Source organism: Wolbachia endosymbiont (group B) of Parapoynx stratiotata, assembly GCF_947250635.1.
In the GTDB taxonomy this organism is placed as follows: Bacteria; Pseudomonadota; Alphaproteobacteria; order Rickettsiales; family Anaplasmataceae; genus Wolbachia.
This window is the reverse complement of sequence record NZ_OX366335.1, coordinates 422603-435824: the sequence shown is the minus strand read 5'-3', so window position 1 is coordinate 435824 and position 13222 is coordinate 422603. Positions and strand designations below refer to the sequence as shown.

The 13222-nt window shown below is 33.8% G+C and carries 11 protein-coding genes, 1 tRNA gene and 1 pseudogene; 6 read left to right on the top strand and 7 right to left on the bottom strand.

All coding sequences use genetic code 11. The features are described from left to right. Nucleotides 1-3: 3 nt before the first annotated feature. The 5 genes from trpS to OOT12_RS01950 form a co-directional block, all read right to left on the bottom strand. Complete coding sequence (gene trpS / locus OOT12_RS01970; protein ID WP_064085384.1) at nucleotides 4-1002, bottom strand: tryptophan--tRNA ligase; 999 nt, start codon at nucleotides 1000-1002, stop codon at nucleotides 4-6. Nucleotides 1003-1017: 15 nt separating this feature from the next. Continuing rightward, a complete protein-coding gene (locus OOT12_RS01965) occupies nucleotides 1018-1578 on the bottom strand; it encodes a nucleotide exchange factor GrpE (RefSeq protein ID WP_264374956.1) in 561 nt (186 codons plus the stop codon). A gap of 62 nt (nucleotides 1579-1640) precedes the next feature. Next, nucleotides 1641-2627, bottom strand: a complete 987-nt coding sequence (locus OOT12_RS01960) for a polyprenyl synthetase family protein (protein ID WP_064085383.1) — start codon at nucleotides 2625-2627, stop codon at nucleotides 1641-1643. 10 nt (nucleotides 2628-2637) lie between these two features. Further along, complete coding sequence (gene rpsP / locus OOT12_RS01955) at nucleotides 2638-2952, bottom strand: 30S ribosomal protein S16 (protein WP_006015540.1); 315 nt, start codon at nucleotides 2950-2952, stop codon at nucleotides 2638-2640. Nucleotides 2953-3086: 134 nt separating this feature from the next. After that, nucleotides 3087-4886, bottom strand: a complete 1800-nt coding sequence (locus tag OOT12_RS01950; RefSeq protein ID WP_264376294.1) for a SurA N-terminal domain-containing protein — start codon at nucleotides 4884-4886, stop codon at nucleotides 3087-3089. Between the two features lie 189 nt (nucleotides 4887-5075). Here OOT12_RS01950 and OOT12_RS01945 point away from each other — a divergent pair. From OOT12_RS01945 to rho, 3 genes and pseudogenes are all read left to right on the top strand, one after another. Beyond that, nucleotides 5076-5830, top strand: a pseudogene (locus OOT12_RS01945) (IS5 family transposase). Between the two features lie 114 nt (nucleotides 5831-5944). Next, complete coding sequence (locus OOT12_RS01940; protein WP_010402270.1) at nucleotides 5945-6550, top strand: cell cycle transcriptional regulator TrcR; 606 nt, start codon at nucleotides 5945-5947, stop codon at nucleotides 6548-6550. Nucleotides 6551-6744: 194 nt separating this feature from the next. Beyond that, a complete protein-coding gene (rho, locus tag OOT12_RS01935; RefSeq protein WP_010402274.1) occupies nucleotides 6745-8151 on the top strand; it encodes a transcription termination factor Rho in 1407 nt (468 codons plus the stop codon). Between the two features lie 268 nt (nucleotides 8152-8419). On the opposite strand, the gene guaB is transcribed toward rho, so the two are convergent. Then, the gene (gene guaB / locus OOT12_RS01930; protein WP_264374958.1) at nucleotides 8420-9907 is read right to left on the bottom strand and encodes an IMP dehydrogenase; all 1488 of its coding nucleotides are present in this window, start codon (nucleotides 9905-9907) and stop codon (nucleotides 8420-8422) included. A 123-nt stretch (nucleotides 9908-10030) separates the two neighbouring features. Beyond that, nucleotides 10031-10825 carry a 16S rRNA (adenine(1518)-N(6)/adenine(1519)-N(6))-dimethyltransferase RsmA gene (gene rsmA, locus OOT12_RS01925; RefSeq protein WP_264374959.1) on the bottom strand — a complete coding sequence of 265 codons (795 nt, stop codon included), beginning with the start codon at nucleotides 10823-10825 and terminating at the stop codon, nucleotides 10031-10033. Nucleotides 10826-10902: 77 nt separating this feature from the next. Between rsmA and OOT12_RS01920 the strand changes: the two genes are divergently transcribed. The 3 genes from OOT12_RS01920 to murD all read left to right on the top strand — a co-directional run bounded on the left by OOT12_RS01920 (nucleotide 10903) and on the right by murD (nucleotide 13216). Continuing rightward, nucleotides 10903-10975: transfer RNA gene (locus tag OOT12_RS01920), tRNA-Thr, on the top strand. 24 nt (nucleotides 10976-10999) lie between these two features. Beyond that, nucleotides 11000-11710, top strand: coding sequence for a triosephosphate isomerase (locus tag OOT12_RS01915; protein WP_010402280.1), 711 nt, complete (start codon nucleotides 11000-11002; stop codon nucleotides 11708-11710). Nucleotides 11711-11860: 150 nt separating this feature from the next. Next, complete coding sequence (murD, locus tag OOT12_RS01910) at nucleotides 11861-13216, top strand: UDP-N-acetylmuramoyl-L-alanine--D-glutamate ligase (protein WP_264685348.1); 1356 nt, start codon at nucleotides 11861-11863, stop codon at nucleotides 13214-13216. Nucleotides 13217-13222 lie beyond the last annotated feature (6 nt).

Sequence of the window (13222 nt, the reverse complement as noted above, 5' to 3'; positions counted from 1 at the left end):
AACCTATTGAACAAACCCTATAATATCCTTGATCTTTTTTATATTGTTATTTGCAATCTCTGCTGCTTTTTCTGTACCTTCTTTTAATATTTTATGTAAATGGAGCTGATCCTTCAAAAGACCGTTCAACTTCTCACGTATGGGTGATATAACACTGATGATTAAGTCAGCTAACTCTTTTTTAAAGTGTTTCATATCATGTTTATTCACTTCTTCACACACTTTTTCCACATTTAAATCACTAAGCACTGAATAAATGTTTACCAAATTGTTTACTTCTGGACGGCACTTTAAAGTAGCAAAATCAAAGCCTAGAATTGAATCTGTTTTTGCTTTTTCTATTTTCTTGACAATCAAGTCATCTGTATCGTCAAGGTTAATGCATGAGTATTCTGAAGAATCAGATTTGCTCATCTTGCTTGCTCCATCTCTTAAGCTCATTATCCTTGATGTACAATCCAAAGTTAAGATTTCAGGTATGATGAAATGACTACATTTATAATGATTGTTAAAAGCTGATGCAATATCACGTGCAAGTTCTAAATGCTGTTTTTGATCATCGCCAACAGGAACATATTTAGTTTGATACAGCAATATATCCGCAGCCATAAGTACTGGGTAGCTATATAACCCAAGAGAAGCTTTTTGTCTATCGCTTCCAGCCTTATCTTTAAATTGAGTCATACGATTAAGCCAACCAATTGGTGTATAGCACCCTAGCAGCCAGCCCAATTCTGCATGACCACTAACTGCGGATTGATTGAAAATAATCGACTTTTCCGGATCTATTCCACATGCAATATAAGTTGCTGCTGCTTTAAAAATATTATTTTTTAATTCATTTGCGGGAAGCTTATTTGCTGTGATTGCATGCAGATCAACAACACAAAAAAGAGATTTATATTTATCCTGCAAGCCTATCCACTGCTTAATTGCACCAAGATAATTGCCCAAGTGTAATACTCCACTTGGCTGAATACCTGAGAAGACAACTTCTTCCATACCTTGAGTGTTTTATTAGTTACTTTCGCAATCAGCAGATTTTTTAGAAAGAATAACCATTGCAGGACGAAGCAACCTATTTTTAATTGTATAACCAGTTTGTAATACTTCTACAATAGTACCAGGCTCTTTTTCATTATCTTCTCTTTCCACAACAGCTTGATGTAAATTGCTGTCAAAAGAGTTACCTATTGGATCTATTTCTTCTATTCCATGTTTTTTTAGATCACTCAAAATCTTTTGGTGCGCCACTTTTATTCCTTCATGAATAGGATCATCATCTTTCAAGTTTTCCATTGCTTTTTTTAAATTGTCACAAGAGTCGATCATATCACGTGCAAATTTTGTGACTGCATAATCACTTGCATCGCTAATTTGCTTTTGCATTATACGTTTAACGTTTTCATTATCCGCAACAGCGCGACGTAAATGATCTTCAAGCTGAACTGCACGTTCTTTTAATATATTAAGCTCTTCACTTAAATCACCTGTTTGCTGATCTTCTTGATCATCCCCTTTTCGTTTACTGACCATATCTGCAAATTTCTTTTTTTTCTCTTTATTACTATCTGACATATCATTCACCCTTACAAACTTAATAAATATATAACAATCAATCTAAAAATATCAAGCGTTAGCTATCCTTGTCTTTCTATGCTTGCATTTAAAAAGTCAATCAAAGCAGTTTTATAAAGAGAATCAGAAAAAGTATCAATATTACTTTGCGCCATATTAATATAGTGTTTAGCTTCTTCCATAGAAACATGAATGGCATTATGATGATTAATATATTGTAATGCTTGGTCAAAATTGTGTCTAGCTGAAGAAAAAGATTTCTCCCAGAATTTTTGTTCTGATGGGCTGCCTTTTTCATATGCTATAATAGAAGGTAAAGTAACTTTACCTTCAAAGAAATCTTTTCCAAGTTGCTTTCCTAAAGTGCCTTGATTAGCAGTATAATCTAGCACGTCATCAATTATTTGGAATGCCATACCAAAATTAAACCCGAAATTCCTTAGCCTCTCTGTTTCGTCACTTGTGGCTCCAGATACTACTGATGCAGCCTCGCAGCATGCAGAAAATAAAGATGCTGTCTTTTCTCCAATGATATTAAAATAATTTTTCCTAATTGTGTTAGGGTCAAAACGCGTTGTCATCTGCTTTATCTCACCCTTGACAAGCAAATTAGATGCCTTAGATAAAATAGAGAGAACACTTAAATTCCCACATTCTATAAGCCATCTAAATGCTAAGGTCAATAATAGATCACCAACTAAAATGCTTGATTTATTCCCCCAAATTTTATTTGCTGTTGCAACTCCATGGCGTGCCTTACTTTCATCAAGCACATCATCATGAAGTAAAGTAGCGTTGTGTATAAATTCTACCGATGCAGCAATGTTGATCCTACTCTCTCCAGAGTAATTCAGCATTTTACAAATAATAAAAATGAGCTTAGGCCTTATCTTTTTTCCTCCTGAATTAATAAGATGAGATGTAATATCGGTAGCAAGCTTAGTACCTTCATCATTGACATTTTTGAAGATAAAGTCATTCATAGCCAATAAATCAGAAGATACAATATCATCTAATTTACTACTTTTTGTTAAATCAGTGTTTAGCATTTAATAGGACTTATGCTTCTTGCCCTTGTACTTTCTCAACTTTTTTCTTTTCTATTTTTTTCGATTCTGTTTCTAAATCTACTATGCCTTTTTTAATGAACCACATTACCCTTTCAGTTGCTTGCGCTCCTACACTTAGCCAATGTTTTAATCTATCAGCTTTTACCACAACACGATTTTTATTGTCTTTTGGCAACATTGGATCATATTGTCCTATTCTCTCAATAAAGCGCCCATCTCTTGGTGCTCGTGAATCGGCTACAACTATCCTATAAAAAGGACGTTTCTTTGCCCCAAACCTTGCTAACCTTATTTTAACTGCCATGTCAACCTTTATTCATATATTAATTACAATTTAAATACAATAAACAGCTCAAGTCAAACTAATTGTACCTCTTTTACCTAAAAATACAATATAGCCCCCTCCAATCACTCATAAAAGGAAGATAATAAACTTTTTTATATATCATCAATCATAGCATGATTAACTTCTACTCTATACTTTGATTTTAGATAGCTAATTAACTGTTCCTTTAGCGATATCATCACACGTTTTCCGGTGTCAAGCATGTTTAATTTACCATTTGATGAATGCATTTGTTTTAGAACGCCTATCATAATTTCATTATTGTATTGAATAGGATCTGTTACCGAATTAGTTGTTTTCATATTGAAAATCTCTTCTATGAAAGAAAAAGGGTAGTTTTGTTCATTGCGTTGTATTTGCTGGCCTTTAACCAATTTTATACCTTGCATTTCTTCCAAATCTGTCTTTTCTCTTAGTTGAACTGCTACTTCTTGTCCCATTTTAAACATTCTTTCTTTTATAAATTCACTACGCCAAAGCTTTATGGCTGATTCCCTACTTTCTTCAAAATTTTGTAATTTAGGAGGAACGATATCACTGATTTTTACACCAACAACAGTATCTCCAACACCCTTAAAATAACTCTTCTGATCTTTCTCGCGTGAAAAAATGAAAGAAATGAAATCACTGGAATTTCCTACTTCATTACCACTTTGGTCTTTTCCACTAGCATCTACTGGACCAATGGTTTGTATAGGTAAATTGTAATTATTGGAGATTTCTTCAATCGTTGCACCATTGTATATCTTATAATTCACTTGATTTATGAAATCATTGACTTTTTCAAAAGACTTTTGATTGGTTAAAACTGACCTTATGTCTTTTTTTAAATCAACCAAGTCTTCATCAGAGATTTGATGTATGCTTTCTACCTTTATTACGTGCCATCCAAAATTGCTTGTTAAAACTTCACTTACTTCACCTGTTTTGAGAGCAAATACCTTTTCTCTCATATTTTCAGGTAAGAAATCCTTAGTTATATTATTTACTCTGGTTTCATCGAGTTTCACTTTATTAAACTCTTCTATTATTTGTTCAAAGCTTGCTTTACTTTCTTCAAGTGCTCTTCTTGCTATTTCAGCTTTTTCTTTGGTAGGAAATATCACATTGAATATGTCTCTTTGATTTTTAAGTTCCTGATGTTCTATTATACTATCAACCTCTTCATCTGAAATTCTGATTTGATCTTCAAAATATTTTTGATCCAGAGAAATGTATTGCGCAGTTCGATACTCAGGGTAATAAAAATTGGACTTATTTCTTTCATACAAATCAAGTAAGGCTTGATCATCTGGTTCAGGAACGTCTGTAATTGCATCCTCAGTTATTTTAACAATATCAACTACTCTAGTTTGGTAGCGATTTTTGTATATCTGCTCATCAACACTCTCACCAAAAGTTACCGGATAATTATCTTTAAATAACGAAGTCATGAACATCATTGCAGGCAGGATTTTCTCTAGTTTTTCTATATATTCCTTTTCTGTTATATGCAGGCTATTTAGAGTTTGATGGAATTTATTATGGTCAAATTCTCCTTTATCGTCCTGAAAGTACTTGGTATTTTTTATATGGCTTTTGATAGATTCTTCTCCAACTTTTAATCCAAGTTCGCTAATTAGGTTAAACAATAGTTTTTGCTCTATAAGTGCGTTAAGTAAATCATATTTCAGTTTTTTTACTTGTTCTTTACTTACATCAGATCCAGAAATTTGCTTTTCATAATTTTGATATAGTAATTTATATTCATCTGATGTTATAACTTCCTTTCCTACTTTAGCTAATTCTTTCCTTTCATAATCATTTGATAAAAGATTGCCAATCCCCATAAAGATTAATAAGCAAACTAAAAGGAGAACGATTGCCTTGGTAAAAAAATTTCTAATACTCATTGTAAACTCAGTTAACTAACACTTAAATTTAGAATAGCAATAATTTAATATTTGTAAATCTATTAACAAATTAGCTAATATATGTAATATTGTAGTGTATTAAATTGAATGGAAGCTTATATTAACCTAAGAGCCTGTAAGTGATCTCTGAATATGGTAAGATGAGGTATAGTTGACATGAGCTAAAGTATGAGGAATACATATCCAAGTGACATAAGTTGTGAAAAATTCGAAAAGATTAGACTAATTTTAGAAAGCGTGCGCAAGAAAACAAAGCCAAGAAGATTAGGTTTATATGAGTTATTTTGTGGTGTGCTTTATGTACTAAAAAGTGGCTGTCAATGGCGAATGCTTCCAAAAGAGTTTCCAAGATGGCGAAATTGTTACGATTACTTTAAGAAATGGAGTAAAAAAACGAATGAAGATAGAGAAAGTGTTCTAGAAATTGTCTTTAAAAAAATTGGTTGGAGAGAACAGTGGTCGAAATACCAAAACAAGCTTCTGCATCATTGATGCCCAAAGTGTAAAAAATACCGATACTGCTGAAAAAAAAGGTTATGATGCTGGCAAGAAAATTTCAGTAATAAAGCGTCATATCGCAGTTGATACACAAGGTTTGACACACATATAACAACGGCAGAAATAACTGATCGTAGCAGTGCTTTGACAATGGTTAAAAATGCTAAAGAAAGTCTCTCTGAAGTTAAAAACATACTGGTTGATGCAGGCTACACTGGAGAAAATTTTGCAACACAGATGAAAGTAACTATTGGTGCAACTGTTGAGGTGAAGCACCTTTGCTGTATTGCCAAAAAGATGGGTTGTTGAGAGATCTTCTTTTGCCTGGTTGGAAAAATGTAGGCGACTTTGGAAAAATTGCGAGCGTAAACTTAATACTAGCCTACAAATTTGCTTTTACTTCTTTCCTCCTCAAAAGATTATGAACAGGTTCTAAGAGATAAGAAATATAAACCAAAAAGCCATTGGATGACAAAGTTAATGCTTTTTTAGTTTTAATGGTTTATATTTTATTTCTATAACAGTAAAGGAATATTAAAATGGGAGATGTTTTTTCGATGTCAATGGAATCTTCTAAAGACAATAAAGATAGAAATGAACAATTTCTCATGCAAGTAGCTGCTTGGTTGGTTGATAACACTAGCTTAACTTTTGATCAAATAGCACAATGTTGCAAGTTATCCCTTGAAAAAGTACAAGACATAGCTGATGAGGAAATAGAAGTTGAAAAGTATGACCCTATTATTTCTGAAATAATTACTGAAAAAGAAATCGATAATTGCAAAAAAAATCCAAATCGTGTACCAAATTTGATTATAAAAAATATAAAAAAAAGGGCAAAGACGATTAGCTTTCTTGCCTTTGCTTCCACAGCAAGGCGTAGAGATAAACCTAATGCGATTTATTATTTGGTAAAAAAATTTCCTATCTTGAACAATAATGTGATAGCTAAGCTAGTTAGTACAACAAATTACACAGTTGAGCAGGTAAGAGATGGATCTCATCATAACATACTCAATATCAAACCTCAAGATCCTGTACTACTTGGTTTATGTAGCCAGGAAAATTTAGAAGCGGAAGTAGAAAAAGCGAAAGTAGAAGAAGAGAAGAAACAAAGATTAAAAAATATAAATAATAGCTATTGATGATTCTCAAATTCTTGTACTTTGTTAATATTAAATTGACTTGACTTGTTAGTTTTTATCAGTATAATGTAAGTAAAGTATCTAGTTTGATAATAATTAAGTCTAAATACGCACTAAAAACTAGCTCAGCCTAATTTATTGTTTTATATTCACATTTTAGGTTAGTAAGCATCAATTAAAATTTTTGGAGGATTATGACAACAATCAATGAAGATGTCTTAGCAAAAGGAGAGGTTGTAGGTCAACCTGAAAAAAGCGAACAAATTCATAATGCTGACGCAGTAAAACAAATGACCAGTGAAGGTGCTGAAAAAAACAAGAAAACATTGGACCTGAGTGAATTGAAAGAGAAAACAGCAGAAGAATTGTTAGAGCTAGCTGAAGAAAGAAAAATTTCAACTAGTGGTAAAGGCAATGGCAGGATGCTAAAACAGGAAATGATATTCAGTTTAATGAAGAAAATGAGTGAAGAAGGAGGCATAACCACAGGAAGTGGAGTAGTGGAAATATTGCCTGATGGTTTTGGTTTCTTACGTTCATCAAGTGCAAATTATGCTCCAAGTACCGATGATGTTTATATTTCCAATGGCCAAATAAAGAAGTTTAATTTACGTACAGGAGATATGGCATGTGGAGAAATAAGGCCACCTGGTGATAAAGAAAGATATTTTACTTTAACTAAGGTTCAAAGTATAAACTCTACTGAAATCAGTGAATTAAGAAAGTACGTCCATTTTGATAATTTGCTTCCGCTTTATCCTGAAAAAAGCCTCATCCTTGAAAACAACAGTAGCGGAGATAATAAAAAAGATATAAACATGCGTGCTGTAGATATAGTTACACCTCTTGGAAAAGGACAAAGAGCATTGATAGTTGCTCCACCTCGTACAGGAAAAACGATATTGCTTCAGCAAATGGCTCACTCTATAGCTACAAATCATCCTGAAATAGAACTAATAGTATTACTTATAGATGAAAGACCCGAAGAGGTAACAGATATGATACGCTCTGTAAAGGGTGAAGTGGTAAGCTCTACATTTGATGAACCTGCCTACCGTCATGTCCAACTTGCTGAAATAGTAATAGAAAAAGCTAAAAGAATGGTTGAACACAAAAAAGATGTAGTGATTTTGCTTGATTCTATAACTCGCCTTGCACGTGCTTATAATGCAGTCATTCCTTCGTCTGGAAAGGTTCTAACCGGTGGTGTAGATTCAAATGCGCTGCAAAGACCAAAACGCTTTTTTGGAGCAGCTCGTAATATTGAAAATGGTGGTTCTTTGACAATCATCGCTACAGCCCTTATAGAAACTGGTTCAAAAATGGATGATGTTATTTTTGAAGAGTTTAAAGGCACAGGTAATGCTGAAATTATACTAGATAGAAAACTTGCTGATAAACGTATATTCCCTGCTATTGATATTACAAAATCCGGAACAAGGAAGGAAGAGCTATTAGTTGATAAGGCCATACTAAATAAAATATGGGTATTGCGTAGGATACTTAACCCTATGGGATCTGTTGAAGCAATGGAGTTTTTACGTGACAAACTACTTTTAACAAAGAGCAATGCTGACTTTTTTAACTCCATGAATCACTAAAAGTAAGCCAATTCTGATGGAGCAAAAAAGCAAAGCTCTCTTATAGCTAAAATAATTTTTGGATTTATCAAAATATATTAAGCTGGCAATCTACCTTAAGTTGCTATTCCAACTTATAGCACTGATTTTGATCAAAAATTTTATGTAGTCAGTTTATTTACAATCGATTTTCCAGTGTCAGCCACTTAGATGACATCTTTTTGACTCTTAATATCAATATCAATTGTTGTACCAGTGTTGACATGACCCACTCAAAAGGGGATTGTATTTACTCTGAATCAGATGATAAATTAGATGCTTGGTAAGCGTAATTTGGAGCTTCCTGTGTAATGATTATATCATGAGCATGACTTTCTCTTAACCCTGATGAAGTAATAGTGACAAATTTGCAGTTTTTTTTCATCTCTTCTATATTACGGTTGCCAGTGTAACCCATTGCAGCTTGCAACCCACCAATTAACTGACAGATCACTCCTGAAGCTGGACCTTTAAAAGGAACTCTTGCTTCTACTCCTTGTGGGACTAAATCAAGTTTTGAATCTTGAAAATAACGGCTAGCTGACCCTCGTTTCATTGCACTAATAGATCCCATTCCTCGATATTCCTTATATGCTCTACCCTTATACATGATAATCTCACCTGGGCTTTCCTCAGTACCAGCAAAGATTGAACCTATCATCACAGTATCAGCACCAGCTGCAATAGCTTTTGCAACATCTCCCGAATATTTTATTCCACCATCAGCAATTAGTCTGACGTTTTTTGTTTTACAAACCTCTGCAATATTCTTGATCGCAGAGAATTGTGGCATACCAACGCCTGTAACTATTCTGGTAGTACAAATTGATCCTGGCCCTATTCCAACTTTCACTGCATCAACACCAGCATCAATTAACGCTTCAGCAGCCTCCTTTGTTGTAATATTTCCGCCGATTAATTGCGTATTCGGATACATCTTTTTTATTTCCTTAATAGTGCTGATAACGTTCTCGGAATGACCGTGAGCGGTATCTACAATAACCACATCGACTTCCTCTCCGATCAAAGCTTCACATCTTTCTATACCGTCTTTTTTACCAGTACCAATTGCAGCGGCAACTCTGAGTCGACCTTTACTGTCTTTACATGAATTTGGATATCTATTGTATTTTTCGATGTCTTTAACTGTGATTAGACCTATGCAACAAGAATTTTCATCAACAACCAAAAGCTTCTCTATTCTATTTGCATGCAACAATTTCATTGCTGAGGCGCTGTTTACTGCCTGCTCTCGAACTGTTACTAACTTATCTTTTGTCATTACCTCGGAAACTTTTATATTCATGTTCTGGTCTTCAATAAACCTCACATCTCGATTAGTTAAAATTCCCACTAACTTGCGTTGATCAACTACAGGAATGCCGGAATAATTATACTCTCTCATTAATGAAACTGCTTCTGCAACTGTTTTATCTGGGGAAATTGTAATTGGGTTATACACGATCCAGCTTTCATATTTTTTCACCCTTCTTACTTCTAACACTTGTTCATCTATTGATAAATTCTTATGTATGCAACCTATTCCACCATGTTGGGCAATAGCTATTGCAAAGCCTGATTCAGTGACAGTGTCCATTGCAGAGGATATGAGAGGGATATTTAGTTCTATATTATTTGTTAGATAAGTTCTTGTGTCTGCATCACGAGGCAATACATCAGAATAGGCCGGTAAGAGAAGTACATCGTCAAACGAATAACAAGCTTCCATTTTTTTCATATGCTTTATTTAAAGCTTATACGCCAATTAATGAAATTGCAATAGAGCTTTTGCAAAATTAGCCTGGCTCCAGCTATTTTTAGATCAAAATAGGATAGAAGAGGGATGTAGCTCCTAATATATTTATCGCAAAATTACATTATTTGCTAGCAAACAGAACTGCTCAATAGTTAAGCTTTCTGGACGTTCGTCTCCACTCAGTTTAGCATTCTCAAGAATAGTTGAGACATCACTAGTTATACTTTGCAAGCTATTTCTCAGCATCTTTCTTCTTTGAGCGAACACAGCACGTGTTAGCTTTGTTAAGGTTTCTAAATTTACTGCAAATCTTGGAGTGGGTAAAGGTTTTACTGTAATTACTGAAGAATATACTTTTGGTCTTGGAAAAAATTCCTTAGGTTCAATATCAAATTCCTTTTTTATGTCGCATAGTAACTGGCTTAGCACTGATAGGGAACCATAATCCTTAGAATTAGGTTCTGCTGTAATACGCTCTGCTACCTCCTTTTGGAACATTAACGTCAAATTCGTAAAAAATTTTATATTATTTAACCACTTTAAAAATAACGCTACTGAGATATTGTAAGGCAAGTTAGCAATGACTTTGACTGGACATTCTACCAGCTCTTTTTCTACAACATTAAGTGCATCTGCTTCTATAATTCTATATTTTCCCTGATGCTCATTTAGCAATTGTTCGTGATGTTTCACTAAACTACTATCTTTTTCTATAGAAAGTAGAAACTTTGGATTATACGCCAATATTTCCCTGGTTAACGCACCATATCCAGGACCAACTTCAATAACATTAAAATCTTTCAGGCTACCAGCTAAGGCAACTATTCTTTTTGTTATCTCATTCGATAAAATAAAATTTTGCCCTAGACTCTTTTTTGGCTTCAGTAAAAATTTTCTCATATAATCTTATTATGCAGTTTTTTAAAAATTAGTTGACGAAAATTCATCAATAATTGTATATTGTCAGTGTATTTAATGCCGGCTTAGCTCAATTGGTAGAGCAACTGACTTGTAATCAGTAGGTTGTCAGTTCAAGTCCGACAGCCGGCACTCTTATCCATACAAGTAAAGTTGATGTCCTTTTTAATAGTAGCAAATTGGAAAATGAATGGAACACGTTCTTCATTTGTTGACTTTATAGGCAAACTTAACAACAAGAGCAACGAAATTACCTCTAAATTAGTAATTTGCCCTCCTTTTACATCATTTCCAAGCAGTATAGAGTTGAACAATAATATTAAAATAGGAGGACAGAATTGCCATCATAAAGAGTTCGGTTCTTACACAGGTGAAATTAGTGCAGGAATGTTGAAGGAACTAGGATGTAGTTACGTAATACTTGGACATTCTGAAAGGGCTCATGAAAAAGATAGTGAAATAAAACTTAAATCGAAAACAGCAATAGAATCAGGATTACACCCAATCATCTGTGTAGGTGAAAACTCAGAAGATTATAAAAATAAAAAAACAAAAGAAGTAATAGAATATCAATGCAAAAACCGTTTGCCAACACAAGGTGAATATACCATAGCATACGAACCGATATGGGCAATAGGAACAGGAAATGTGCCAAATAATGACGCAATTGCTGAGGTGATAGAGATAATAAAATTGTGTACTGGTAAAAAACACATTATATATGGTGGCTCAGTCAGCTCAGAAAATATAGGAAACTTGCTCAGTATTCCAAATCTATTGGGAGTTTTAATTGGTAGTGCAAGCTTAGATTTTGATCACTTTTATCAAATTATACAACAAGTCAAGAAAAAATTTTCTCTTAATTAATTCTAAAGGATAAATACTCTTATTGTCATGGCAAGGGAGTTGGCAAAATGTGTCAAGGAGTTTTCTATTGGCTAAGGTTGTGACAATAAAGTTAAGCACTGCCAAAAACTATGGAAGAAGTCATTATAATTTGTATTATATCTTTATAAAATGGTTCGCATAAGTTATCTAGAAGTGCAACTAAACAAATACAAAAATCAAAGTGTTGCGGTTTTCGGCCTTGGTAAAACTGGTTTGTCCGTTATTAATGCTCTAACAAAAAGCAGTGCAAAAATATATGCATGGGATGATAATAAAGAGCAAAGAGCAAATGCAAAAAAGATATATAAAGAGTGTAACTTTACTCATCCCAATGAGTATAATTGGCATGAGATAAGCACACTAATTTTGAGCCCTGGAGTGCCAATACCAACGCATTGGGTAGTAAAACTTGCAAGAAGCTTTGACTGCAAAATAAAATCAGACATTGAGCTATTTCTTGAAACTAAAACTACAAATCAGAAGGTTATAGGCATTACAGGAACAAATGGCAAATCAACTACCACATCACTAATAGGGCACATATTAAAATCCACAGGGAAAAAAGTAGCTATCGGTGGGAATTTAGGTATGCCTATTTTGGATTTAGAAAGAGATGCAGAAATTTATGTAATTGAATTCTCCTCTTTTCAATTGGAGCTAATGAATGAAATTAATGTGGATATTTCTGTATTGCTCAACATCACACCAGACCACATAGATAGACATGGAAGTATGAATAACTATATAGCAACTAAACTAAAATTGATAAACGGTAGCAAGATTGCCGTGATAGGATGTGATAACAAAATTACCTCTGATGTATTCAATAAATTCACTGGGAACAAAATTCCAATCTCAGCTTCGATGTCACCCTCTTTGTCATCCCAGTGCCTAGGCACTGGGAAACTAGAGAATCATAGCTTATCAGTAAGCGACGTGAAAATAAACCTAGTATCCAATGTAGAAAATATAGTAGCTGCACACGCTGTGTGCAAGTTACTTGGAGTAGATAGCAGCACTATTGTCAATGAAATCAAATCCTTTCCAGGGCTAAGACACAGAAATGAATTTCTTGGCAAAATACATAATGTACTTTTTATCAACGATAGCAAAGCAACCAATGCAGAATCGACCGAAAAGGCAATTTTATCTTATAAAAACATATATTGGATTGTTGGCGGAAAAAGCAAAAAAGGCGGAATAGAATCATTAAGCAAGCATTTCACCAAGATTAGAAAAGCTTTTCTTATTGGAGAATCAACTGAAGTTTTTGCAAACATTATGGAGAACAAAATAGATTATATGAAGTGCTATAATCTAGAAAACGCATTTAAACTGGCTTTTGAAGAGGCCATAAATAGCAAAGAAGAAGTAGCGATATTACTTTCTCCTGCATGTTCTTCTTTTGATCAGTGGAAAAATTTTGAAGAGCGCGGTGAAGCATTTTGCAGAATGTTTGAAAATCTCAGGTACAATTATATGTGATGTTTA